The organism is Streptomyces sp. NPDC002669 (assembly GCF_042889165.1).
Lineage (GTDB): Bacteria > Actinomycetota > Actinomycetes > Streptomycetales > Streptomycetaceae > Streptomyces.
Map to the genome: position 1 here is coordinate 437759 of NZ_JBIAQQ010000004.1, position 25275 is coordinate 463033.

The following is a 25275-nucleotide window of genomic DNA, read 5'->3' on the forward strand; positions in this document are numbered from 1 at the left end:
TCATGATCGACCAGCAGGTTTCGCTGCGAGGGGGCGCGGCACGTCTTCCCGTGCGACCAAGAACCGGTCGGTTTCTCGTGCTGGCCGCCGTCTTCGTCTGCGCGGCCTGCGGTCTGGTGTACGAACTCGAACTGGTGGCGCTCGCCTCCTACTTGATCGGCGATTCGGTCACCCAGGCGTCCATCGTGCTCTCCGTGATGGTGTTCGCGATGGGGGTCGGCTCGCTCCTCGCGAAACGTTTGCGCAGTCATGCCGCGGTGGGGTTCGGGCTGATCGAGACGGCGCTCGCGCTCATCGGCGGTTTCTCGGCGCTCGTGCTGTACGCCTCGTTCGCCTGGATCGGGGAGTCGCGGCTCGCCCTGGTCGGCTTCTCGTTCACGATCGGCGTCCTGATCGGTGCGGAGATCCCGCTGCTGATGACCCTGATCCAGCGCGTCGACCGGCAGGACGCGGGCGGCACCGTGGCGGACCTGTTCGCCGCCGACTACGTGGGCGCGCTGGTCGGCGGGCTCGCCTTCCCCTTCCTGCTGCTGCCGATGCTGGGCCAGCTGACCGGGGCGCTGCTCACCGGCGCGATCAACGCGGCGGCGGGCGGGGCGCTGGTGCTGTGGGTGTTCCGGCGGGACCTCACCCCGGGCTCCCGGCTGCTGCTGATCGTGGCCAACGCGGCGGTGATCGCCGTCCTGGCCCTCACCACCGTGCTGGTCGACGACTTCGAGCGGGCGGCGCGGCGCGCGGTGTACGGGGACGGGGTGCGGGTCGCGGTGCAGACCGAGGTGCAGGAGGTCGTGCTGACGGGGTCGGGCCGCGGTTCCCTGCACCTGTACCTGGACGGGCGGCTGCGGGTCAGCGCGCGCGACGAGCACCGCTACCACGAGGCGCTGGTCCACCCGGCGATGAACGGGCCGCACGCCCGGGTCCTGATCCTGGGCGGGGGCGACGGCCTCGCCGCCCGGGAGGTGCTGCGCCATTCGGACGTGCGCGGGGTCACCCTGGTCGAGCTCGACTCCGGGGTCACCCGGTTGGCCCGGACCGACCCGGCGCTCTCGGAGCTGAACGGCCACGCGTACCGCGATCCGCGGCTCACGGCCGTCACCGCCGACGCCTTCACCTGGCTGCGGGCGGCGCGCGACCGCTACGACGTGGTGATCTCGGACCTGCCCGACCCCGGGATCTCCGCCAGCACGAAGCTGTACTCGGCGGAGTTCTACGGCCTGGTCGCGAGGGTCCTCACGCCCGGCGGCCGGGTGGTGGTGCACGGCGGACCGGCGGTGTCCCGGCCGCACACGTACTGGACGGTGGAGGCGTCGATGCGGGAGGCGGGGCTGCACACCCGCCCGTACCTGATCGGCGGCCGGCTCTCCGATTTCGAGGCCGGTCCCGACCGGGCCACCCGCCGGACCCAGGCCGTGCGCGACTGGGGCTTCGTCCTCGCCGGGGCGGGGCGGGCGCCGGAGCTGGGCCCGGCCCCGGGGGCGCCGGAGCCGTACTCGTTGACGGCGCGGACGCTGAAGGACGCGGGGCGGGAGGCGGAGGAGGCGCGGCTCCCGGGCCTGCCGCCGTCGACGCTGGTGCACCCGAGGTACTGGGAGGACCGGTGAGGGCGGGGCCTTCCTGGCCAGGTCCGGAAGGGGGCCCGGGGGGCGGGCGGGGGCGGTCCCGCGGGGCGGAACCGCTGACGTGAGGGCCGGGGCTGAGTAGGCTCGGTTTTCATGGAGCATGAGGTGTTCGTTCCGGTTCCGGCCCCGTCCCTCCGGCAGACGCTGGGCGACCCGACCCGCGTCGCGCGCTGCGTGCCGGGGCTGCAACAGGACGCCGAGGCGTCCGCGGGGCCGCTGTCCGGCCGGCTCAAGGTCCGGGTGGACGGCCACACGATCACGTACCGCGGCACCCTGAGACTCACCGACGCCCCGCGGGACGGCGGTTCGGAGGGGGCGCACGGGCCCGCCGAGATCCTGGTGACGGGCGAGGGGGCCGAGGCCAGGGGCGGCGGCTCGGCGAAGCTGACCCTGACGATCGACCTGACCGAGCGGGACGGCGGCACGGCGATCGGCTTCACGGGCACGGTCGGCGGCGACGGCCGGCTCCTGGACCTGGATGCGGCGGCGGCGCTCGCCGCGGGCCGCCGCCTGCTGGACCGGTTCGCCCAGCAGCTCGTGACGGAGACGCTGGCGTCCGGGGAACCGGACGACGGGGAAGGGCCTGCCGATACCGGGGAGGCGCCCGGCGGCGCACGGGACGCCGAGGCGCTCGGGGAGGTCGAGCGGTCCGTCGGCGAGGCCGTGGAACAGGCCATCGAGGAGGGGGCCGAGGAGGCCGACACGACCGGGGCGGGCCCCGCCCGGGACATCGTGCCCGGGGTCGACGACGACATCCCGCCCACGCACGACGCCACCGCGGACGAGGCGCCCTCGACCGGGAGTTCCGAGAACGCCAAGGGCCCCGGGAGCACCGGAAGCACCGACGACCCCGGGAGTGCCAGGGGCGCGGAGGACGCCGGGGACGAGGGGAGTGCCGGCGGCGCGGGGAATGTGCCGGGCACCGGTTCGGTCTTCGACGCGCCCGTTCCCCCGCCCTCCCTCGACCCCGACGCGGACGAGGAGTTCCCCGAACCCGAGACTCCCCCGGCGGAGGCTGCCCACGCCAGGCGCACGATGATCGGCCGCAGTGCCGAGGAGGTCGACCACGCGCCGCCGCGCGGCCGGTACGCCCCCGTGCCGTCACCCGATTCGACCACCAGGAGCGCCACGCTCCGCTGGGTCGCCCCGGCCGCCGCGCTCGCGCTGGCCTCCGCCGTGGTGGTCGGCCGTGCGCTGCGGCGGCGGAGGTAGGCGCGACGCCAGTAATCTCGGGCGGGTGAGTAGCAGCGAGAAGGACGTCCGGCTGTCCGTCGGCGACGCAGAGTTGACCGTGAATCCCGCCAACGGCTGTCGTATCGACAGCCTGCGCATCGGCGGCACCGAACTGCTGCGGCAGGGGGAGCGGTACGGCTGTTTCCCGATGGTGCCGTGGTGCGGGCGCACCGGGTACGGACTGTTCCACAACGGCGACGTCCCCCACCGGCTGCCGCTGAACTCCCCGCCGCACGCCATCCACGGCACCGGCCGGGACACCGCCTGGCGCACCGCCCGGACCGGCGAGCGGGACGCCTCGTTCTACTACGACCTCACCGACCCCTGGCCGTACCCGGGCCGGGTGACCCAGACCTTCGAACTGGCCGAGGACTCCCTCACGCTGGCCTTCGGCATCGAGACGTACGGGGACTCCTTCCCGGCGCAGGCCGGCTGGCACCCCTGGTTCCTGCGCAACCTCGGCGACGGTGGCGAGGACGTACGGCTGAGCTTCGACGCGCAGTGGCAGGAGGAGCGGGGCGACGACCACCTGCCGACCGGCCGTCGCATCCCGCCCCTGCCCGGCCCGTGGGACGACTGCTTCGGGATGCCGGACGGCGTCGAGGTGACACTCACCTGGCCGGAGCAGCTGGAGCTGACCGTGAAGAGCCGGTCCGAGTGGGTCGTGGTCTACGACGAGCAGGACGAGGCGGTCTGCGTGGAACCGCAGTCCGGACCGCCGAACGGGCTGAACACCATGCCCCGGCTCGTCACCCCGATCGACCCGCTGGAGATCGCGACGACCTGGAGCTGGCGCAGGCTCTGACCCGGTACGACGGTCACCGTCCGGGCGCGACGGCGCGACGGCGCGGGGCCTTCGGTCCGGTACGCGCGGTGGGCGTGGGGTGCGACAGGGGCGGCTTAAGCTCGTAGCCATGACTGACGTACGTGCTGAGCTGCTCCAGCAGATCAAGGACAAGGCCGTGGTACACGGCAAGGTGACCCTCTCCTCGGGTCTTGAGGCCGACTGGTACATCGACCTGCGCCGCATCACGCTGGACGGCAAGGCCGCTCCGATGGTCGGTCAGGTCATGCTCGACGCCACCGCCGAGCTGGACTACGACTGCGTGGGCGGGCTGACGCTGGGCGCCGACCCGGTCGCCACGTCGATGCTGCACGCCTCCGCCGCACGCGGGCAGGAGCTGGACGCGTTCGTCGTCCGCAAGGCGCAGAAGGCGCACGGGATGCAGCGCCGCATCGAGGGCACGGACGTGAAGGGCCGCCGCTGTCTGGTGGTCGAGGACACCTCGACCACCGGCGGTTCGCCGCTGACCGCCGTCGAGGCGGTGCGCGAGGCCGGCGGTGAGGTCGTCGCCGTCGCCGTGATCGTGGAGCGGGGCGCGGCCCCGGCCATCGCCGAGGCGGGCCTCCCGTATGTCCACGTCTACTCGGTGGCCGACCTCGATCTCGCCTGATACCAGGTCTGACCTGGGGCTTCTTTCGGGGGTGGGGGGTTTCACGTGAAACCCCCCACCCCTTTCGCATGCCCGCCGCGCGCCGGCCGGAGCAGTCGGGGGACGGGTCGGGTGGAGCCGCGGCGAGAGTCTGGGAAGATGGGGGCGACGATGATGTCGCCCCCAGGTCAGGGAACCAGCACGCACACCCGCATATCCCAAGGAGCGGACACATGCCCATCGCAACCCCCGAGGTCTACGCCGAGATGCTCGACCGGGCGAAGGCAGGGAAGTTCGCCTACCCGGCCATCAACGTGACGTCGACCCAGACCCTGCACGCTGCACTGCGCGGCTTCGCGGAGGCGGAGAGCGACGGCATCGTCCAGATCTCCACCGGCGGTGCGGAATTCCTGGGCGGCCAGTACAACAAGGACATGGTCACGGGCGCCGTCGCCCTGGCCGAGTTCGCGCACATCGTCGCCGCCAAGTACGACATCTCGGTCGCGCTGCACACCGACCACTGCCCGAAGGACAAGCTGGACGGCTACGTGCGTCCGCTGCTCGACATCTCCGCCGAGCGCGTGGCCCGCGGCGAGAACCCGCTGTTCCAGTCCCACATGTGGGACGGTTCGGCCGAGACCCTGGCCGACAACCTGGCCATCGGTCAGGAGCTGCTGGCCAAGGCCGCCGCCGCCAAGATCATCCTTGAGGTCGAGATCACCCCGACCGGCGGCGAGGAGGACGGCGTCTCGCACGAGATCAACGACGAGCTGTACACCACCGTCGACGACGCGCTGCGCACCGCCGAGGCGCTCGGCCTGGGCGAGAAGGGCCGCTACCTGCTGGCCGCCTCCTTCGGCAACGTCCACGGCGTCTACAAGCCGGGCAATGTCGTGCTCCGTCCCGAGCTGCTGAAGGACCTCCAGGAGGGGGTCGGCGCCAAGTACAACAAGACGTCCCCGTTCGACTTCGTCTTCCACGGCGGTTCCGGCTCCACCGAGCAGGAGATCGCCACCGCGCTGGAGAACGGCGTCGTGAAGATGAACCTCGACACCGACACCCAGTACGCCTTCACCCGCCCGATCGTGGACCACGTGTTCCGCAACTACGACGGTGTGCTGAAGGTCGACGGCGAGGTCGGCAACAAGAAGGTCTACGACCCGCGCAGCTGGGGCAAGTCCGCCGAGGCGGGCATGGCGAAGCGCGTCACGGAGGCCTGCGCCAACCTGCGTTCCACCGGCACCCGGCTGAAGTAGGCGCGACCGGTACGAGGCGTGGCCGCGGGCCCGGTACCCCCTCGGGGTGCCGGGCCCGCGGTGTGTTTCCGGGAAGGTGTTCCCGGGGATCCGACCGGTCCGGGGACCGTGTTTCGAAAGAGTGTGTGAGGGAGTGCTGTGAGTTCCGGTGTGCGCCATGACCATGACCGTCACGACCACGACTACGACTTCGACACCGTCGTCGACCGCAGGGGCACCTGGTGCGTCCAGTGGGACGGGGTCGCGGACCGTTTCGGGGTGGACGGACTGCTGCCGTTCACCATCTCCGACATGGACTTCGAGACCGCCCCGGAGGTGCTGGGCGCGCTGCGGGACCGCATCGGCCACGGGGTGTTCGGCTACACGGACTGGCGGCTGGGCGACTTCCGCGCGGCGATAGCCCACTGGTACGCGACCCGGCACGGCACGGAGGTGGACACCGACCTGCTGGTGTACGGGCCCTCCGTGCTCAGCCAGCTCTCGCAGCTGCTCCAGATGTGGTCGGCCGAGGGCGACGGGGTGGTCGTCCACACCCCCACGTACGACGGTTTCCGCAAGGCGGTCACCGGGCTCGGGCGGGAGCTGCGGGGCGTGCCGGTGGGGGACCGGGCCGCGCTGGAACGTGAACTGGCCCGCCCCGACAGCAGGGTCCTGGTCCTGTGCTCGCCGCACAATCCGACGGGCCGGGTGTGGACCGAGGACGAACTGGGCGAGATGGCGTCGCTCGCCGCGCGGCACGGGGTCGCGGTGATCAGCGACGAGATACACGCGGACTTCGTGCACGAGGGGCATGTGCACGTGCCGTGGACGAGGGTCGCCGGCGAGGGCCGCTGGGCGCTGGTCACCTCCGCTTCGAAGGCGTTCAACTTCCCGGCGCTGACCGGTTCGTACGGGCTGATCGGCGATCCCGCCGACCGGGCGGAGTTCCTGCGCCGGATGGAGACGGCCGAGGGGCTCGCCTCCCCGGCGGTGCTGTCGCTGACCGCGCACATAGCCGCCTACCGGGAGGGCGGGGCGTGGCTGGACGCGGCCCGCGCCTATGCCGCGGGGAACCTGGCGATGATCGAGCGGCGGCTGAACGAGGCGTTCCCGGAGCTGGGCTGGGAGCCGCCGCAGGCCGGTTACCTGGCGTGGATCGATCTGCGGCCCGCGGGCATCGACGGGGACGAGGAGTTGCAGCGGGTCCTGATCGAGCAGGAGAAGGTCGCGGTGATGCCGGGCGGGGTGTACGGGGCGGAGGGCTTCGTACGGCTGAACGTGGGGTGCCCGCGGTCCAAGGCGGAGGCCGGGGTGGAGGCGCTGATCCGCGGCGTCCGCCGGGTGCGGGAGAGCGCGGCGGGGGCGGAGCGGTGACGAGCCCGTGGACGCGCCCGTGAACGCGGCCGCGGACGTGCCGGACGTGTTCGAGGCCGCCCGTGACGGTGACGTCGCCGCGGTACGGGCCGCCCTGGAGGCCGGTACGGAGCCCGCCGCGACCGACGAGTACGGCTGGACCCTCCTGCACCGGGCCGCGATGGGGGCGGAGGCGGACCCGGTCCGTGCGGCCGCCCTCCTCGCGGTCCTGCTCGACGCGGGGGCGCCCGTCGAGCACCGCGGCAGGGACGGGCGCACGGCCCTCCACCTCGCCGCCGAGTTCTCGCAGTCCCCCGAGGCGGTCGAACTGCTGCTGGCCCGGGGCGCGGACCCGGACGTCCGCGACGACCACGGGGTCCACGTCACCGTCAACGCCTGGGTCCCGGAGGTCGCCACGCTCCTGGCGGACGCCGCCGGGGTCGAGCTTCCGGCACCGGACGGGGCGGACGCGCAGCGGGAGCGGAAGCTGTCGCGCACCGAGTGGCGCACGGCGCGGAAACGGGTCGGGAAGGTCCTGGCGGGGCTGGACGCGGCGGGGTTCGTGACGCTCGCCGACGCGGGCACCACCCAGTCGGACGGTTTCGAGGACTGCTCCGAGGCCGCCGCCGACCGGGACCGCGGCCCCGGGGACCTCGTCGGGTTCTGCTACTACACGGGCCAGGACGCCAGGCGCGCCCGGGACACGGGCCGCCTCCTCCTGGCCTTCTGGGGCGCGCCGGACGGCAGCCCGCGGAAGACGGAGCAGGCCGGTGAAATCGTCGTCCGGGCGTTCCGCGACGCCGGGTTCCACGTGGAGTGGAACGGCGACGGGGGCAGCCGCCCGTGCGTGACGCTGGTCGGCTGAACGCCGGACAGGGGGAGGGGGGAAGGGGGGAAGGGGGCCGGAAGGGGCCGGTTCTCCGATGGCCCTCCCGGCGCGGAGCGGCGATGCTGCTCGTATGCCCGACGCAGCAGGGACAGGAGCCGTCCGGGTCGCCTCCGCCACCGGGCGCCGGGTCGTCCTCACGACCGTCCTCGGGTCCAGCATGGCCATGCTGGACTCCACCGTCATCAACGTCGCCCTGCCCCGCATCGGCGAGGACCTCGGCACCGGCCTGGCCGCACTCCAATGGACCGTCAACGCCTACATGCTGACGCTCGCCGGGCTGATCCTGCTCGGCGGCGCCCTCGGCGACCGGTACGGGCGGCGGCGGGTGTTCGTCGTCGGGGTGGTCTGGTTCGCCGCCGCTTCCGTGCTCTGCGGGCTCGCGCCGAACGCCGCCGTCCTGATCGCGGCCCGGGCCCTCCAGGGCGTCGGCGGGGCCCTGCTCACCCCCGGTTCGCTGGCCCTGATCCAGGCGACCTTCCACCCCGACGACCGGGCCCGCGCGGTCGGCCTGTGGTCGGGGTTCGGCGGGGTCGGGGCGGCCGTCGGACCGTTCGTCGGCGGCTGGCTCGTCGACGGGCCCGGCTGGCGCTGGGTGTTCCTGCTCAACGTGCCGATCGCCGCGGTCTGCGTGCCGGTGGCGCTGCGCCATGTGCCGGAGTCGCGGGACCCGGGCGCCCACGGGCGTTTCGACGTACTGGGGGCGGTGCTCGGCGCGCTCGCCCTCGCCCTGGTGACGTACGCGCTGATCGAGGCGCCGGGGCAGGGGGCGTCCGGCGCGGTGGTCGGGGCGGCCGTCGGCGGCGTCCTGCTCGGGGCGCTGTTCGTGCGGGTGGAGCGCGGGCGGGAGAACCCGATGCTGCCGTCGTCGGTGTTCGCGTCCCGGCAGTTCACCGCCGTCAACGTCATCACCCTCTGCGTGTACGCGGCGCTCGGCGGGTTCTTCTTCCTCTCCGCGATCCAGCTCCAGGTGGTCGCCGGGTACTCGGCGCTCGGCGCGGGCACGGCGCTGCTGCCGACGACCGTGCTGATGCTGCTCTTCTCGGCCGCGTCGGGAGAGCTGGGCCGGCGCATCGGGCCCCGGATCCCGCTCACCGTCGGCCCGCTGGTCGCCGCCGCCGGGATGCTGCTGATGACCCGGGTCGGGCCGGGGTCGGCCTCCGTCTCCGGCTACCTCACCGACGTGCTGCCCGCGGTCGGCCTGCTCGGCGTCGGACTCGTCACCCTGGTCGCGCCGCTCACCGCGACGGTCCTGGCCTCCGTGGACACCGCACGGGCCGGTCTGGCCAGCGGGATCAACAACGCGGCCGCCCGCGCCGCCGGGCTGATCGCGGTGGCCGCGCTGCCGCTGCTCACCGGCATGGGGCCGGAGGCGTACCGGGACGCCGACGAGTTCGCCGCGACCTTTCGCCGGGCCATGCCGATGTGCGCCGGGCTGCTCGTGCTGGGTGCGGTGATCGCCTGGGCGGCGGTGAGCGGGAGGCCGGCCCCGGCCGACGAGGAGGAGGCGGAACACGCACGGCCCGAGTGCACGGTGCACTGCGGCGTCACTGCCCCGCCGCTGGAACCCGAGCGGGAAGGGGCCGGGAGAGCAGGACCCGAGGGGGAAGGGCCCGGGGGGTCGCACGCGGACGGGAGCGGCGGGGAGGGGAGCGGTCGGGACGGGAGCGGCGGGGGCGGGGCGTGAACCGGCCGGTGCGGCCGGGCCGTCACCGCGCCCGTACCACCGGCGCGGGCGGTGGTGCGAGCGGCGGCTCGGGAGCGTTGCCCGGGCTACCCCCGGCGCACATGCGCCAGGCACACTTGAACCCATGTCGATCCACGAGAATCTGCTCGGGGGCCCGCCCCCGACCCACCTGCCCGACGACCCGGAGCCGCGCGAGCTGCTCGCGAACGGCACGGCCCCCGCCGACGTCGCCGCGAAGTACCCGACCTCCTCCCTGGCCTGGGCACAGCTCGCCGACGAGGCGTTCGAGGGCGGTCGCGTCGTCGAGTCGTACGCCTACGCCCGCACCGGCTACCACCGCGGCCTCGACGCGCTGCGCAGGGCCGGCTGGAAGGGCCACGGCCCCGTGCCGTTCGAGCACGAGCCGAACCGAGGCTTCCTGCGCGCCCTGCACGCCCTGGCGCGGGCCGCCCGGGAGATCGGCGAGCAGGACGAGTACGAGCGCTGCACGACGTTCCTGCGCGACTCCTCGCCGACCGCCGCCGAGACCCTCGGCTAGCCGAACAGGCCCGGGACGTACCCGTACGGGGGCGCGATCGCCCCAGGACGTACCCGTACGTACCCGGACGGTCCGGACCCCGCGACGTGCCTCCCGGAAGGGGCGCGTCCGCGGGGTCCGCGTGCTTTTCGGGCTCCGTTTAGTATGCGAACAGGGGACCGGAGCTCCATCACCTCACGGAAGGGGCGGACCGCTACCCGGAAGCTTGTGTCGAGGAGACAGAAATGTCGACGATCCACCCCGACCCCGAAGCCACCGGTGCGCAGACCCCGCACCTCGACTTCGCGGGAACGACCCCGTACGAGGACTACGTCCAGGCGGACGTCCTGACCCACCTCCAGCACCCTCTCTCCGACGATCCGGGCGAGATGGTCTTCCTGGTCACCACCCAGGTCATGGAGCTGTGGTTCACCGTCATCGTCCACGAGTGGGAAACCGCCGCGCACGCCCTGCGCGGGGACCGGCTGACCGTCGCGCGCGACGCGCTCAAGCGGTCGGTGCGCGAACTGGAGGCGCTCAACGCCTCCTGGAACCCGCTCTCCCAGCTCACCCCCGCCCAGTTCAACTCCTACCGGTCCGCCCTCGGCGAGGGTTCCGGTTTCCAGTCGGCCATGTACCGGCGGATGGAGTTCCTGCTCGGCGAGAAGTCCGCGTCCATGCTCGTGCCGCACCGCGGCGCGCCCCGCGTCCACGCCGAGCTGGAGAAGGCGCTCGCCGAGCCGGGGCTGTACGACGAGACGCTCGCCCTGCTCGCCCGGCGGGGTTACGCCGTGCCGCAGTCCGTCCTCGGCCGGGACCTGACGCAGAAGTACGAGCCGTCCCCCGAGGTCGAGGCCGTCTGGGCGGAGATATACGCCGACCCCGACCGGCACGAGGACCTGGTCCGGCTCGGCGAGGCGCTCACCGACGTCGGCGAGCTGGTCTGGCGCTGGCGCAACGACCACCTCGTCGCCACCCGGCGCGCGATGGGCTCGAAGACCGGTACCGGCGGTTCCGCCGGGGTCGCCTGGTTGGAGAAGCGGGCCACGAAGAACGTCTTCCCCGAGCTGTGGACGGCGCGCAGCCATGTCTGAGACCTCCACGACCACGCCCGAGGGCCTCGACGCACGAGCCGTGGAACTCGACGCCGCCGATCCGCTCGCGCAACGGCGGAAGCTGTTCGCCCTCGACGACACCGTCTACCTCGACGGCAACTCGCTCGGCGCGCTGCCCGCGCACGTGCCCGCCCGGATGCAGGAGGTCCTCACCCGCGAGTGGGGCGAGCTGCGCATCCGGTCCTGGGACGAGAGCGGCTGGTGGACCGCGCCGGAACGGGTCGGCGACCGGATCGCCCCGCTGGTCGGGGCCGCCGCCGGACAGGTCGTCGTCGGCGACTCCACCAGCGTGAACGTCTTCAAGGCCGTCGTCGCCGCGACCCGGCTGGCGCCGGAGGGGCGCGACGAGATCCTGGTCGACGCGACGACGTTCCCGACGGACGGGTACATCGCCGGGTCCGCGGCCCGGATGACCGGCCACCGGCTCGTCCCGGTCGACCCCGCCGAGGTGACCGGCGCACTGGGTCCCCGTACCGCGGCCGTGCTGCTCAACCACGTCGACTACCGCACGGGCAGGCTCCACGACCTGCCCGGGCTCACCGCCGCCGTGCGCGGGGCGGGCGCCGTCGCGGTCTGGGACCTGTGCCACAGCGCGGGCGCCCTGCCCGTGGGCCTCGACGAGCACGGCGTGGACCTGGCGGTCGGCTGCACGTACAAGTACCTGAACGGCGGCCCGGGTTCGCCCGCCTACCTGTACGTCGCCGAACGCCACCAGGGGGTCTTCGACTCGCCCCTGCCCGGGTGGACGTCGCACGCCGACCCGTTCGGCATGACCCCCGGCTACACCCCGGCGGACGGTGCCGTACGGGGCCGGGTCGGCACCCCCGACATCCTGTCCATGCTGGCGCTGGAGGCATCGCTGGACGTGTGGGACGGGGTGTCGATCGACGAGGTGCGGGCCAAGTCCCTGGCGCTGACGGACTTCTTCCTGGAGTGCGTCGCCGCACACGTGCCGCAGGGCCGGGTCACCTCGGTCACCCCGGCCGCGCACGCCGAACGCGGCAGCCAGGTCGCGCTGCGCTGCGCGGACGCGGAACGGGTGATGAGCGCGCTCATCACCCGGGGCGTCGTCGGCGACCTGCGCCGGCCGGACGTGCTGCGGTTCGGCTTCACACCGCTGTACGTCGGGTTCGCGGACGTGGCGCGGGCGGCGCGGGTGCTGGGCGAGGTCCTGGACGAGGCGCCGGCGGAGAAGGGCTGAGGTCCTTCGAGGCGGGGCGGGGGTCGGGGGCCGAGGCGGCTCCCGGCCCCCGCCCGTGCTTTTCCCGCCGTGGTCCCCGCGGTTCTTTCCGTCGTGGTTCCCGGGCTTCCCCGCCGTGGGCCCTGCGGCTCTTCCGCCGCGGTTTCCGGGGCTTTTCCCGCTGCGGTTCCCGTGCTTTTCCCGCTGCGGCTCCTCGGCCGGGACGGGGGCCGGCCGTGCTGGTACCGTCCCCGCAGATCAGGCCAGTCGGGCCCCGGGCCGCTCCGGGCCCGAGCACAGGACGGAGGGTTGGAGCACCATGTCGGATTCTGCCGCGCGGGTCCAGGAGGCGGCCGAGATCGAGTCGGCCTTCTCGCATGCGCCCGTCGCCCCCGACGCCTCCGCCGCCTATGGGGACCACCCCGACCAGCTGATCGACTTCTACGCCCCGCGCGACGGCCGGGCCGGTGCGCCGGTGGTGGTCGTCCTGCACGGCGGGGCGTGGCGGGCCCCGTACGACCGGCAGCACATGTCGCCGTTCGCGGACTTCCTGGCCCGGCGCGGGTTCGCCGTGGCCAGCGTCGAGTACCGGCGCGGCGGGACACCGGGACCGGGGGAGGACGGCCCGGTCGCGGGCCGCTGGCCGGACACCTTCGACGACGTCGCCGCCGCGATGGACGCGCTGCCCGGACTGCTGGCCCGGGAACTCCCGGAGGCCGACGCCGGGCGGACCGTTCTCACCGGCCACTCCGCCGGCGGGCACCTGGCCCTGTGGGCCGCCGCCCGCCACGTACTGCCCGGGGGATCGCCGTGGCGGCTGCCCGAGCCGCCGCCGCTGCGGGGCGTCGTGGCCCTCGCGCCGATCGCCGACTTCGCCGCCGCCGTGCGGCTGGACGTGTGCTCGGGGGCGGTCGGCCAGCTCCTGGGCCGCGCGGAGGACCACGAGGAGCGGGCGTCGCTCGTCGACCCGGCCGTGCTGCTGCCCACCGGCATCGCGACCACCGTGGTGCAGGGCACCGCCGACCTGGACGTGCCGCAGGCGGTCGCGGAGGCGTTCGTCGACGCGGCGGCGAGGGCGGGCGAGACGGTGGGGCTGACCCTGCTGTCCGACGTCGGCCACTTCCCCCTCATCGACCCGGTGGCGGACGCGTGCGCGGTCGTGGCGGAGGAGCTCGCACAGCTGGCCTGGTGAGCGGGGCGGCGCAGGACGTCGTGACAGGCCGGCGCGGAGGAGCGTGTAGTACTTGCGACGGACGGCGCGGAATCCGTATCACTGCTGACGACCGGGCCCGAGGCCGCCGCCTACCGTGGTGACGTGACCGAGACCAAGAGCAGAAGCCCGGAGTACCGGATGGCCGCGGGGGCGATGAACGGCCTCCGGCAGGCCCTTTTCCACGATGCGTTCGTCTACCGTCCGATGCCGCCGCTGAGGATCGACGGGCCGCTGGTCCGGCTGCTGCCGCAGCGGGCGCGGCCACGTGCCGTGTGGGCGCTGCACGCGGTGGTGCTGCTGACCGCGGTCATGGCCCTCCTGCTGGGGATCGCCGAGTCGGGCCACCCCATCGAGGAGATGACCGCGGTGATTCCGGCCGCCTGCGTCGCGATGACGCTGGTCAGGCCGGTCGGCGCGTTCTGGATGTCGCTCGCGACGACCCCGGTGACCGCGATATTCGGCGACCAGGGATGGCCGTGGGGGGCGGGCGCCTTCTTCGCGCACCTGGTCGTGCTGATCGTGGTCGCGGCCAGGACCCGGCCGCGCACCGCCGCCTGGATGTGGGTCCTCACGGTGCTCCTCGGCACGTTCTTGGAGAACCTGGCCGGGCATTCCACGTCGAGCACCGTGGGCATGGCCGTGGTCTCCGCGTTCGCCCTGCTCGTGGTCGCCATGGTGCAGATCCGGCGCGACGCCGAGCGCGAGGTGACCGTGCAGCGCACCGTGACCGCCGTGGAACGCGACCGGCGCACGCTGCTGGAGGAGCGCACCACCATCGCCCGCGAGCTGCACGACGTGGTCGCGCACCACATGTCGGTCGTCGCGATCCAGGCCGAGGCCGCCCCGTACCGGGTGGAGAACCCGCCGCCCGAGCTGGAGCAGGCGTTCGTCACGATCCGGGAGAACGCCGTCGCCGCCCTCACCGAACTGCGCCGGGTCCTCGGTGTCGTACGGGCCGAGGACTACCAGGCGCCGGAGGCCCCGCAGCCCACCCTCGCCCAGCTCGACGGACTCCTCGCCAATGTGCGCGAGGCGGGGCTGGAGACCGAGAAGACGGTGACCGGCGCGGTACGGGAGCTGCCGCAGGGCGTCGAGCTGTCGGCGTACCGGATCATCCAGGAGGCCCTCAGCAACACGCTGCGGCACGCCCCGGGCGCCACCGCCGGGGTGGAGATCAGCTACGTGCTGGGCGGGATCGGCCTGCGGATCGTCAACGGGCCGCCGACCGGTCCGGTGAAGCCCTCGCCGGGCGCCGGACACGGCATCACGGGGATGCGGGAGCGGGTCGCGATGCTGGACGGCGCCATGACGGCCGAGACCACGGCGGAGGGCGGTTACGAGATCACCGCGTTCATCCCCGTGCAGCCCGCCGAACCCCGGGAACAGGACGGGGCGCACGGGGCCGGGTCAGGGAGGACGAAGCTCACGAAGGACCCGGAGCGCACGGAGCACACGGGGCGGTCGGGACAGGCGGAACACGCATGAGCATCCCCACCGTCCCGCCCATCCGGGTGCTGATCGTCGACGACCAGATGATGGTCCGCGAGGGCTTCTCGGTGCTGCTCAACGCCATGCCGGGCATCGAGGTCGTCGGCGAGGCCGTCGACGGCAGGCAGGCCATCGCGCAGGTCGCGGCCCTGCGCCCCGACGTGGTCCTGATGGACATCCGCATGCCGGAACTCAACGGCATCGAGGCCACCCGCGAGATCGTGGCCGCCGACGCGGACGCCAAGGTGCTGGTGCTGACCACCTTCGACCTCGACGAGTACGTGTACCAGGCGCTGCGCGCCGGGGCGTCCGGCTTCCTCCTCAAGGACGCCTCCGCCCGTCAGCTCGCCGACGGGGTCCGGGTGGTGGCCGCCGGTGAGGCGCTGCTCGCCCCGACCGTCACCAAGCGGCTGATCAACGAGTTCTCGAAGATCGCGGAGAACCCGCGCCCGCCCGCCCTCGCCCGGATCGGCGACCTCACCGAGCGCGAGACGGAAGTGCTGGTGCTCATCGCGCAGGGCCGGTCCAACGCCGAGATCGCCTCGCACCTGGTGGTCGCCGAGTCCACCATCAAGACGCACGTCAGCCGCATCCTGGTGAAACTGGGCCTGCGCGACCGCACCCAGGCGGCCGTCTTCGCGTACGAGGCCCGCCTGGTCACCCCTTCCTGAACCCGGAACGGGGCGGGGACGGAACGCGGCATGGCGTGAAATGCCAGGCCGGGGCGTGAAATGGCGGGGCGGGGCGCGGGCAGGCCCGGTCCGGTCGAGGACCCGGCCCGGTCCGGGGAGCCGACGGGCACCGGGGCAGGGCGGGTGGTCGGCGGGTGCCGGGGCCGGTTAGCGTCCGACCATGTACCCGTCCTTCCCTTCTGCGGCCGATGCCCGCTTCGACCCCTGGTCCCCGGCCTTCGTCGCCGACCCGTACCCCGCCTACGCCGCTCTGCGGGCCGCCGGCCGGGTGCACCGTTTCGAGCCGACCGACCAGTGGCTCGTCCCGCACCACGCCGACGTGTCCGCATTGCTGCGCGACCGCCGGCTGGGCCGCACGTACCTGCACCGCTTCACCCACGAGGAGTTCGGCCGCACCCCGCCGCCCGCCGAGCACGAGCCGTTCCACACCCTCAACGGGCAGGGGCTCCTCGACCTGGAGGCCCCCGACCACACCCGCATCCGGCGCCTGGTCTCCAAGGCGTTCACACCGCGCACGGTCGAACAGCTCGTCCCGACCGTGCGGCGGCTGGCCGCCGAACTGGTCGACTCCTTCGTCGAGGCGGGTGGCGGCGACCTGCTCACGGCCGTCGCCGAACCGCTGCCCGTGGCCGTCATCGCCGAGATGCTCGGCATCCCGGAGTCCGACCGGGCCCCGCTGCGGCCCTGGTCCGCTGCGATCTGCGGCATGTTCGAACTGAACCCGTCCGACGAGACCGCGCGGGCCGCCGTCCGCGCCTCGCTCGACTTCTCCGCGTACCTGCGCGAACTGATCGAGGAGCGGCGCAAGAACCCCGGTACGGACCTGATCTCCGCGCTCATCGCCGCCCACGACGAGGGGGAGCGGCTGAGCGAGCAGGAGATGATCTCCACCTGTGTGCTCCTGCTGAACGCCGGTCACGAGGCGACCGTCAACACCACGGTGAACGGCTGGTGGACCCTGCTGCGCCACCCCGAGCAGCTGGCCGCCCTGCGCGCCGACCACGGCTTGCTGCCGACGGCGATCGAGGAACTGATGCGGTACGACACCCCGTTGCAGATGTTCGAGCGCTGGGTCCTCGACGACATCGAGATCGACGGCACGGTCGTTCCGCGCGGCTCGGAGGTCGCGCTGCTCTTCGGCTCCGCGAACCGCGACCCGGCCCGCTTCACCGACCCGGACACCCTGGACCTGGCCCGGCGGGACAACCCGCACATCACCTTCGGCGCGGGCATCCACTTCTGCCTGGGAGCCCCGCTGGCCCGCGTCGAACTCGCCGCCTCCTTCGGCGAACTGCTGCGCCGCGCCCCCGGCATGCGGCTGGTGGCCGAACCGGAGTGGAACCCGGGCTACGTGATCAGGGGCCTGAAGGAACTCCGCGTGGAGCTGTGACGGGGCGGGGGAGCGGAGAGCCGGGGAAGCCCCGCCCCGGCTCCTCGCTCCTCCCCGCTCCCCGTTCCCTCCCGGCTCCTCACCTCGCCCCGGCGCCCCGGGCCCCCTGCCCCACCCGCCCCGCCCCGGCTCAGTTCAGCACGTCGCGGCGTCTCAGCGCGCCCAGGCCCGCCCCGGTCAGCACCACCGCGACGGCGGTGAGCGCGAACACCGGGCCCCACTCCATCCCCGTGCCCCCCGGCAGTTTGGGCAGGTGCGTGAACGGCGACACGTTCATCACCGCCTGCGGCACATCGATGGCCGGGCCGAGCCACCCCAGCGCCAGGCAGACCCCGGCCACGCCCCAGGCCGCCGCTGCCGCCCTCGGGAGCGCCCCGTACAGCAGTACCGTCACCCCGCCCAGCAGCCAGATCGCTGGGAGCTGGACCAGCGCCGCGCCCAGCACGGCCGGGAGGTCGTGTCCGTAACCGGCGGCCAGTCCGAGGCCGCCGACCACCATGAGCAGGGCCGCACCGCCGAACGCGATGACCAGGTGACCGGCCGCCCATCCGATCCGGCCCACCCCGGCCGCCAGTACCGGTTCGGCGCGGCCGGTGGTCTCCTCGCCGTGCGGTCTCAGCGCCGACGCGACGATGTACAGCGCCGCGACCATCCCCAGCATCGAGACCATCGCGGCGAGGAACGCGTCGGTCAGACCGGCCTGGCCGCCCATCCGCTCGAAGATCTCCCTCGTCTTCTCGTTGTCCCCGACGAGATCGGCCGCCCCGCCGGTCAGCCCGCCGAAGACGACCCCGACCGCGGCGAAGGACAGCGTCCACCCGATCAGCGCGCCGCGCTGGAGCCGCAGCGCGAGGCCGAACGCGGTGGAGATCCGGCCCTCCGCGGGCCCCGGCCGGGTCGCCAGGAAGCTCATGCCGACGTCCCGCCGCCCGGTCAGGGCGTACGCCACGGCGGCCTGGACCGCGATCGCCGCCGCGACGAGGAGCAGCACCCACCAGCGCTCGTCCGCGTAGGCGCGTACGTTCTCCGCCCAGCCGATGGGGGAGAGCCAGGTCAGCACGGACGAACCGTCGTCCGTCGCCGAGTCGCCCGCCGCCTTCAGTACGAACGCGGCACCGATCACCGCGGCCGTGAGCCCCTTCGCGAGCCGGGCGCTCTCGGTGAACTGCGCGGCGATCGCGGAGGTGCAGGCGAACAGCAGCCCGACCCCGGCGACCGCCAGGGCCAGTGCCACCGCCCCCGCGCCGCCCGCGCCCGACCCGGCCATGCCCGCCACGATCACCAGCGCCAGCGCCACGTCGGCGATCACCGCCGCGAGGAGCGCGGCGGTCAGCGGGGCGAGGCGCCCCACCATCGCGGAGGAGAGCATCTCCTGACGGCCCGTCTCCTCTTCCTCCCGGGTGTGCCGGACGACGACGATCAGATTCATCACGGCCGCCAGCGCGGCGCCGAAGGCGACCATCCGCCAACTGACGAGCCCGCCGACGGAGTCGTCGAAGACCGGCCCGTACATCGCCCGGAGCGAGCTGTTGCCGTTCATCGAGGCGGCGAGCTCGGCACGCCGGCCGGCGGTGTCGTACAGCGAGGCGAGGGACTTCCCGACGGACGAGAAGGAACCGCCGAGCACGAGCACCCAGACCGGCATGATGATCCGGTCGCGGCGCAGGGCGAGCCGCAGCAGCGTCCCCGTGCCGGCGAGCCGCCCGCTCCCGGCCCGGGTCCGGCGTCGGGCATCGGTCGGGGAGGCCATGGTCACGGCAGTCATCGCGCCGCCACCCCCGCGCCCTCGTCGCCGCGGGCCGGGTCGGCCGTCGCGTAGTGACGCAGGAACAGCTCCTCCAGCGTGGGCGGGGTGCTGGTCAGCGTCCGCACCCCCGACGCGGAGAGCGATCTGAGGACGGCGTCCAGCTTGTCCGTGTCGACCTGGAGCGTGACCCGCAGGCCCTGGACGTCGAGGTCGTGGACGCCGGGCAGCTGCGCGAGCCCGTTCGGCGCGCCGGCCAGCTCGGCGCTGATGTTCGTGCGCGTCAGGTGGCGCATGTCCGCCAGCGAACCCGACTCCACCGTCCGCCCCTGCCGGATGATGCTCACCCGGTCGCAGAGCGACTCGACCTCGCTGAGGATGTGGCTGGACAGCAGGACCGTCCGCCCGCGCGCCCGCTCCTCGGCGACGCAGCCCTGGAAGACCTCCTCCATCAGCGGATCGAGGCCGCTGGTCGGCTCGTCCAGGATCAGCAGGTCCACGTCGGAGGCGAACGCGGCGACGAGGGCGACCTTCTGCCGGTTCCCCTTGGAGTACGTCCGACCCTTCTTGGTCGGGTCCAGCTCGAACCGGTCGACGAGGTCGGCGCGCCGGGCGCGGTCGAGACCGCCGCGCAGCCGCCCGTACAGATCGATGACCTCGCCCCCGGAGAGATTGCGCCACAGCGTGACGTCACCCGGGACGTACGCCACTCTCCGGTGCAGTTCGACCGCGTCGGCCCACGGGTCGCGGCCGAGAAGCCGGGCGGCGCCCGAGTCCGCCCGCAGCAGACCCAGCAGCACCCGGATGGTGGTGGACTTCCCCGACCCGTTGGGCCCGAGGAAGCCGTGGACCTCGCCGGTCTCGACCGCGAGGTCGAGGCCGGCCAGCGCGTGTGTCCGACCGAACGACTTGTGCAGTCCGGCCACCGTGATTGCCTTCGTCATGTTCTGAATGTACGCTACTTTCACAAAGTTGTGAAGTTAAGGAAGCGTATAAAGTTGGGGGCGCGGCGGAGGCCGGGAAACCAGGGGAGACGAGCGGACGATGACCAGCGAAACCGAGCAGGACGTGCGCTCCGGGCGTGACGCGGAGGCCGTGTCGCGGTTCGTGGAGCGGTTCGCGTCCGAGATGACCGAGGCCGGGATGCAGCGGATGGCGGCCCGGGTGTTCGCCGCGCTCCTCGCGGACGACGACGGCTCCATGACCTCCGCCGAGCTGGCGATGGCGCTGCAGATCAGCCCGGCGGCCGTGTCCGGCGCGATCAACTACCTCACGCAGGTCAGCATGGTCGGCCGGGAGCGCGAGCCGGGCTCCCGCCGCGACCGCTACCGCCTGCACGACGAGGTCTGGTACACCACCTTCGCCAACCGCGACCGGGTGCTGACCCGCTGGGAGAGCACCCTCAAGGAAGGTGTCCGCACCCTGGGCGAGGACACCCCGGCCGGGGCCCGCCTCGCCGAGACGGTGGCGTTCTTCGAGTTCCTGCAGGCGGAGCTGGTCGGGATGATGGACCGCTGGCGCGAGCACCGCAAGACGCTCGACCTCCCGGCCCGTGCCGGCCTCCCCCAGGACTGACCCCGGACCTGACCCCGCGCCCGGTTCCGGGGCCGAAGCCCGCCCCGGGCCCGGACCCCGTCCGCGTGCCCGCGGCCACCCGAACGGGCGCACCGGCCGCCCCGTGTCCAAGTCCGCTCCCCTGGCCGAAGCGGGACCGGAGCCGGAGCGGGACCGGAGCCGGGGCAGCGAGAAGCCCGACCGGGGCGGAGGGGCTGAGCGGCCGAGGGGCTACCCCTCGCTCGCGGGCGGCAGCATCAGCCCCCAGGCCCCCGCCCGTACCGTCCAGGTCCTCGTCCGGACCGGGCCGCCCACCTGTATGTCCGCCCGGTAGCGGAAGTCCGCGCCCGAGACCGTGACCGCCTTCGCCTCCGCCGTCACCGGGGCGGCGGCCGGGGGACGGACCACCACCTCGGCGAGACCGCCCCCGCAGCCCTGCGAGGTCACGGTCACCGATTCGACCGGCTGGTCCAGGTCGTTCAGCAGGACCCCGTCGGCCTCGACCCGCAGCCGGTGCGTGGGCGCCGGCCCGGCGGGCGTCGGCGGGGCGGGGCGCACCAGGGTGCGGACCAGGGAGCGGCAGGTGTCCCAGACCGCCGTGGCCCCCGTCCGGGCCGCCGTCGCGCCCGGCGGCGCCCCCAGGGCCGGGATGTGCAGGGCGCCCAGGACCACGCCGTCGCTGTCGTCGACCAGCAGGTCGATCCTGCGCACGGCGCCGTCCAGCGCGGTGCGCGCCGCCGCCACCGCGCCCCGGGGCACACCGAGCGAATGGGCGAGTTCCAGCGCGGCCGCTGCGCCGACCGGGATCAGCGCGAGGGCGTTCTCGGCCGGTCCCCGCTCCCGGTGCAGCTGGATCACCGCCCGCCGCAGCGCCCGGTCGTCGCCGACCACCACCGGCCGCCGACTGCCCCGGCGGGACAGGGCCCGGGCGAATTCCTCGGGCCCGTCCGGCAGGCAGATCTTGGCGTGCGAACCGGCGCTCAGCACGTCCTTCGCGATACGGACGGACTCGCCGTCGGTCCGGCGGGCGACCGGGTCGATGACCACCAGCAGCTGGTGCGCACCGTCGCCGGGGGGCTGGGCAGCCGACACCTCGGTCCTTCCTCGGGTAGCATCTTGGTGCAAGAGCCCCTTGCGCTATTGCGCCAGGGGCTTCGTCTATTCCGGGGCACCCGGTTCGACGGTTCAGGCCTTGTCGTACATCGTCGTACGGCATGTACGACGTTTACGTACGCCCCCTGACCTTGGACATGCCCCGCCCGGAAGGGGTGTACGCCTGTGCCCGCACTTGTGCTGCTCGGTGCTCAGTGGGGTGACGAGGGCAAGGGAAAGGCCACCGACCTCCTCGGTGGATCCGTGGACTATGTGGTGCGCTACCAGGGCGGCAACAACGCCGGCCACACGGTGGTCGTCGGAGACCAGAAGTACGCACTGCATCTCCTCCCCTCCGGAATCCTTTCGCCGGGGTGTACCCCGGTCATCGGAAACGGTGTCGTCGTCGACCCGGCCGTCCTGCTCTCCGAGCTGAGTGGGCTGAACGAGCGCGGCGTGGACACGTCCAAGCTGCTGATCAGCGGTAACGCTCATTTGATCACTCCGTACAACGTCACCGTCGACAAGGTGACGGAACGGTTCCTCGGGAAGCGCAAGATCGGCACGACCGGCCGTGGCATCGGCCCGACGTACGCCGACAAGATCAACCGTGTGGGCATCCGCGTCCAGGACCTCTACGACGAGTCGATCCTGGCGCAGAAGGTCGAGGCGGCCCTGGAGCAGAAGAACCAGCTCCTCGCCAAGGTCTTCAACCGCCGGGCGATCGAGGCCGACAAGATCGTCGAGGAGATGCTCCAGTACGCGGAGCAGATCAAGCCGTACGTCGCCGACACGACGCTCGTCCTGAACAACGCCATCGACGAGGGCAAGGTCGTCCTCTTCGAGGGCGGGCAGGGGACGCTGCTCGACGTGGACCACGGCACGTACCCCTTCGTCACCTCCTCGAACCCGACCGCGGGCGGCGCCTGCACCGGTGCCGGTGTGGGGCCGACGAAGATCACCCGGGTCATCGGCATCCTCAAGGCGTACACCACCCGCGTCGGTGCCGGCCCGTTCCCGACGGAGCTGTTCGACGAGGACGGCGAGGCGCTGCGCCGGATCGGCGGCGAGCGCGGTGTCACCACCGGCCGCGACCGTCGCTGCGGCTGGTTCGACGCGGTGATCGCGCGGTACGCGACCCGGGTCAACGGTCTCACCGACTTCTTCCTCACCAAGCTGGACGTGCTGACCGGCTGGGAGCAGATCCCGGTGTGCGTGGCGTACGAGATCGACGGCAAGCGCGTCGAGGAACTCCCGTACAGCCAGACCGACTTCCACCACGCGAAGCCGGTCTACGAGATGCTGCCGGGCTGGTCCGAGGACATCACGAAGGCCAAGACCTTCGGTGACCTGCCGAAGAACGCGCAGGCGTACGTGAAGGCGCTGGAGGACATGTCCGGCGCCCCGATCTCCGCGATCGGTGTCGGCCCCGGCCGCACCGAGACCATCGAGATCAACTCCTTCATCTGAGGGGTACGGCCCGAACGCGGGGCGGTCCGGGACTGCGGGTCCCGGACCGCCCCGCGCTCCGTTCGTGGCCGGGGAGCTTCCGTCCTCCGACCCCCGTCTTGACAGGTCCAGACCAATGCGGTTTGAGTGGCGGGACGTTCCGACGGCCCGCTGAGGTGTTCGGCGTGCCCCTTCCGAAGGAGTGAGCGGCGCTGAAACGCATCAAGGGTCTTCTGTCCGTGTTGGGTGCCGTCCTCGCGACAGCCGCGTTCCTCCCCGCCCCCGCCCCCGCCCCCGCCCCCGCCCCCGCCGCGGCCCCGGCCGGCTCCGGGGCCGTCCGGTGCGCGCCCCTCTGGAACCCCTCCACGGCCTACTCGGCGGGCGGCACCGTCTCGCACCACGGCCGAAACTGGACGGCCAAGTGGTGGACGCTGAACGAGAATCCGGGTGCCACGGGTGCCTGGGCCGACCGGGGTGCCTGTGCGGGCGAGGTCTCCGACTTCGTCGTCAGCGAGGCGCAGTTCGACGAGATCTTCCCGGACCGCGACCCCTTCTACACGTACCAGGGCCTGATCGACGCCCTGAACGCCTACCCGCGCTTCGCGAACACCGGAACGCCGGCCGCGCGGGCCCGGGAGGCGGCGGCGTTCCTGACCCACGCCGACTTCGAGTCGGTCGGGCTGCGGTACGTGAAGGAGATCAACGAGGCCAACTACTGGCGCAAGTGCGACTACGGCCAACCGTACGGCTGCCCGGCCGGGCGGACCGCGTACTACGGGCGCGGCCCGATCATGTTCAGCTGGAACTTCAACTACAAGACCGCCGGGGACGCCCTCGGCCTCGACCTCCTCCACGACCCCTGGCTGGTCGAGCGGGATCCGTCCGTCGCCTGGCGGACGGCGCTCTGGTACTGGAACACCCAGAACGGCCCCGGCACCATGACCTCGCACGAGGCGATGGTCGGCGGCGCGGGCTTCGGCGAGACGATCCGTTCGCTCAACGGCGCCCTGGAGTGCGACGGCGGCAATCCCGAATCGGTCGCGGCCCGGGTCGCCAAGTACGAGCGGATCACCGGGATCCTCGGTGTGGCGCCGGGTTCCCGGCTGGGCTGCTGACCTGCTGATTCGTCATCAACAAGCAGTTTCGGAAACGGAGTTCGCGATCCGAGTCCGTCGCCCGGGGTGTGACGTGCGGCAGGTTCGGAAGAATATTCGGGGCTGGTCTAGACCTTGACAGGTTCAGACCATCGGCGCTTGAGTGACGGTCAACCCCCCATGGCGGCGCACCGCCCAGCCCGGTGCGCCGCACCGAAGGAGTGATCACATGGTCAGGCGTGTCCTGGGTCTGCTGACCGCGCTCGGTGCGCTCGTCGCGACGCTCGTCGTCCTTCCCGCCTCCACCGCGGCCGCGGCGGAGTGCGCGGCCCCCTGGAACTCCTCGTCCGTCTACACCGGTGGCAAGTCGGCCTCCCACAACGGTCACAACTGGACCGCCAAGTGGTGGACCCAGAACGAGACGCCCGGCAGCTCCGACGTCTGGGCGGACCAGGGCAGTTGCGGTGGCGGCGGTACGGACCCGGGCGAGCCGAACCCGTCCGGCTTCGTCGTCAGCGAGGCCCAGTTCAACCAGATGTTCCCGAACCGGAACTCCTTCTACACGTACCGGGGCCTGACCGACGCCCTGAGCGCCTACCCGGGCTTCGCGAACACCGGCAGCGACACCGTCAAGCGCCAGGAGGCGGCGGCGTTCCTCGCCAACGTCAGCCACGAGACGGGCGGTCTGGTGTACGTGGTCGAGCAGAACACGTCCAACTACCCGCACTACTGCGACAGCAGCCAGCCGTACGGCTGCCCGGCCGGCCAGGCCGCGTACTACGGGCGCGGGCCGATCCAGCTCAGCTGGAACTTCAACTACAAGGCCGCCGGTGACGCGCTCGGCATCGACCTGCTGGGCAACCCGTACCTGGTCGAGCAGAACGCCTCGATCGCCTGGCAGACCGGCCTCTGGTACTGGAACACGCAGAACGGCCCCGGCACCATGACCGCCCACCAGGCCATGGTGAACGGCGCCGGCTTCGGCGAGACCATCCGCTCGATCAACGGCACCCTGGAGTGCAACGGCGGCAACCCCGCCCAGGTCCAGAGCCGCATCGACCGCTACAAGGCGTTCACCGCCATCCTCGGCACCACCCCCGGCTCCAACCTGAGCTGCTGACCGACCCCTGCCGGTCCCGGCCGATCCCGCCCGGGCTGCTGACCCCGCGGTAACCCCCCCGCGGCCCCCCCCCCGCGGGGGGGGGGGGGGGGGGGGGGGGGGGGGGGGGCGGCGGGCGCGGCCCCCCCCCCCGGGGGGGGGGGGGGGGCGGGGCGGGCGGGGGGGGCGCCCCCCGGGGCGC

Annotated in this window: 22 protein-coding genes; 19 read left to right on the plus strand and 3 right to left on the minus strand. The window is 73.0% G+C overall.

From position 1 onward, the window contains the following. Nucleotides 1-2: 2 nt before the first annotated feature. From ACFYW1_RS08930 to ACFYW1_RS09000, 15 genes are all read left to right on the plus strand, one after another. Nucleotides 3-1601, plus strand: a complete 1599-nt coding sequence (locus tag ACFYW1_RS08930) for a polyamine aminopropyltransferase (protein WP_388989234.1) — start codon at nucleotides 3-5, stop codon at nucleotides 1599-1601. 111 nt (nucleotides 1602-1712) lie between these two features. Then, entirely contained in the window at nucleotides 1713-2831 is a 1119-nt protein-coding gene (locus ACFYW1_RS08935; protein ID WP_388989237.1) for a hypothetical protein, read from the plus strand. Nucleotides 2832-2856: 25 nt separating this feature from the next. Further along, on the plus strand, nucleotides 2857-3657 hold the full coding sequence (locus ACFYW1_RS08940) for an aldose 1-epimerase (protein WP_388989239.1): 801 nt from the start codon (nucleotides 2857-2859) through the stop codon (nucleotides 3655-3657). Between the two features lie 109 nt (nucleotides 3658-3766). Continuing rightward, on the plus strand, nucleotides 3767-4306 hold the full coding sequence (pyrE, locus tag ACFYW1_RS08945) for an orotate phosphoribosyltransferase (RefSeq protein ID WP_136326594.1): 540 nt from the start codon (nucleotides 3767-3769) through the stop codon (nucleotides 4304-4306). A gap of 212 nt (nucleotides 4307-4518) precedes the next feature. Then, the gene (gene fbaA / locus ACFYW1_RS08950; RefSeq protein WP_388989242.1) at nucleotides 4519-5541 is read left to right on the plus strand and encodes a class II fructose-bisphosphate aldolase; all 1023 of its coding nucleotides are present in this window, start codon (nucleotides 4519-4521) and stop codon (nucleotides 5539-5541) included. A gap of 150 nt (nucleotides 5542-5691) precedes the next feature. Continuing rightward, nucleotides 5692-6894, plus strand: coding sequence for a MalY/PatB family protein (locus ACFYW1_RS08955; protein ID WP_388989245.1), 1203 nt, complete (start codon nucleotides 5692-5694; stop codon nucleotides 6892-6894). Between the two features lie 7 nt (nucleotides 6895-6901). Further along, nucleotides 6902-7738 (plus strand): ankyrin repeat domain-containing protein, encoded by an 837-nt coding sequence (locus ACFYW1_RS08960; protein ID WP_388989248.1) that lies wholly within the window; start codon nucleotides 6902-6904, stop codon nucleotides 7736-7738. A gap of 94 nt (nucleotides 7739-7832) precedes the next feature. Next, on the plus strand, nucleotides 7833-9446 hold the full coding sequence (locus ACFYW1_RS08965) for an MFS transporter (RefSeq protein WP_388989251.1): 1614 nt from the start codon (nucleotides 7833-7835) through the stop codon (nucleotides 9444-9446). A 124-nt stretch (nucleotides 9447-9570) separates the two neighbouring features. Continuing rightward, nucleotides 9571-9984: a DUF3151 domain-containing protein gene (locus tag ACFYW1_RS08970; RefSeq protein ID WP_388989254.1), complete on the plus strand. Its 414-nt coding sequence runs from the start codon at nucleotides 9571-9573 to the stop codon at nucleotides 9982-9984. 224 nt (nucleotides 9985-10208) lie between these two features. Continuing rightward, a complete protein-coding gene (locus ACFYW1_RS08975) occupies nucleotides 10209-11057 on the plus strand; it encodes a tryptophan 2,3-dioxygenase family protein (protein WP_388989257.1) in 849 nt (282 codons plus the stop codon). Further along, nucleotides 11050-12279 (plus strand): kynureninase, encoded by a 1230-nt coding sequence (gene kynU, locus ACFYW1_RS08980; protein WP_388989260.1) that lies wholly within the window; start codon nucleotides 11050-11052, stop codon nucleotides 12277-12279. The genes ACFYW1_RS08975 and kynU overlap by 8 nt, the downstream gene beginning before the upstream one ends. 298 nt (nucleotides 12280-12577) lie before the next feature. After that, nucleotides 12578-13450, plus strand: a complete 873-nt coding sequence (locus ACFYW1_RS08985; protein WP_388989263.1) for an alpha/beta hydrolase family protein — start codon at nucleotides 12578-12580, stop codon at nucleotides 13448-13450. A gap of 159 nt (nucleotides 13451-13609) precedes the next feature. Beyond that, a complete protein-coding gene (locus ACFYW1_RS08990) occupies nucleotides 13610-14956 on the plus strand; it encodes a sensor histidine kinase (RefSeq protein WP_388989320.1) in 1347 nt (448 codons plus the stop codon). Next, nucleotides 14953-15630, plus strand: coding sequence for a response regulator (locus ACFYW1_RS08995; RefSeq protein ID WP_388989266.1), 678 nt, complete (start codon nucleotides 14953-14955; stop codon nucleotides 15628-15630). The genes ACFYW1_RS08990 and ACFYW1_RS08995 overlap by 4 nt, the downstream gene beginning before the upstream one ends. A gap of 181 nt (nucleotides 15631-15811) precedes the next feature. Then, on the plus strand, nucleotides 15812-17041 hold the full coding sequence (locus ACFYW1_RS09000; protein ID WP_388989269.1) for a cytochrome P450: 1230 nt from the start codon (nucleotides 15812-15814) through the stop codon (nucleotides 17039-17041). Between the two features lie 130 nt (nucleotides 17042-17171). Here the strand turns inward: ACFYW1_RS09000 and ACFYW1_RS09005 are convergent, their stop codons facing one another. After that, nucleotides 17172-18806 carry an ABC transporter permease gene (locus ACFYW1_RS09005; RefSeq protein ID WP_388989272.1) on the minus strand — a complete coding sequence of 545 codons (1635 nt, stop codon included), beginning with the start codon at nucleotides 18804-18806 and terminating at the stop codon, nucleotides 17172-17174. Further along, nucleotides 18803-19729 carry an ATP-binding cassette domain-containing protein gene (locus ACFYW1_RS09010; protein WP_388989275.1) on the minus strand — a complete coding sequence of 309 codons (927 nt, stop codon included), beginning with the start codon at nucleotides 19727-19729 and terminating at the stop codon, nucleotides 18803-18805. Before ACFYW1_RS09010 ends, ACFYW1_RS09005 begins: the two co-directional genes overlap by 4 nt. Before the next feature lie 100 nt (nucleotides 19730-19829). On the opposite strand from ACFYW1_RS09010, the gene ACFYW1_RS09015 reads away from it, so the two are divergent. Continuing rightward, on the plus strand, nucleotides 19830-20360 hold the full coding sequence (locus ACFYW1_RS09015) for a GbsR/MarR family transcriptional regulator (protein WP_388989278.1): 531 nt from the start codon (nucleotides 19830-19832) through the stop codon (nucleotides 20358-20360). 210 nt (nucleotides 20361-20570) lie between these two features. Here the strand turns inward: ACFYW1_RS09015 and ACFYW1_RS09020 are convergent, their stop codons facing one another. Beyond that, nucleotides 20571-21431, minus strand: coding sequence for a diacylglycerol kinase (locus ACFYW1_RS09020; RefSeq protein WP_388989280.1), 861 nt, complete (start codon nucleotides 21429-21431; stop codon nucleotides 20571-20573). A 186-nt stretch (nucleotides 21432-21617) separates the two neighbouring features. Here ACFYW1_RS09020 and ACFYW1_RS09025 point away from each other — a divergent pair, with 186 nt between their 5' ends. From ACFYW1_RS09025 to ACFYW1_RS09035, 3 genes are all read left to right on the plus strand, one after another. Then, entirely contained in the window at nucleotides 21618-22901 is a 1284-nt protein-coding gene (locus ACFYW1_RS09025; protein WP_148840609.1) for an adenylosuccinate synthase, read from the plus strand. Nucleotides 22902-23122: 221 nt separating this feature from the next. Continuing rightward, entirely contained in the window at nucleotides 23123-23995 is an 873-nt protein-coding gene (locus ACFYW1_RS09030) for a glycoside hydrolase family 19 protein (protein WP_388989323.1), read from the plus strand. 208 nt (nucleotides 23996-24203) lie between these two features. Then, nucleotides 24204-25094: a glycoside hydrolase family 19 protein gene (locus ACFYW1_RS09035; protein WP_388989284.1), complete on the plus strand. Its 891-nt coding sequence runs from the start codon at nucleotides 24204-24206 to the stop codon at nucleotides 25092-25094. Nucleotides 25095-25275: the final 181 nt, after the last annotated feature.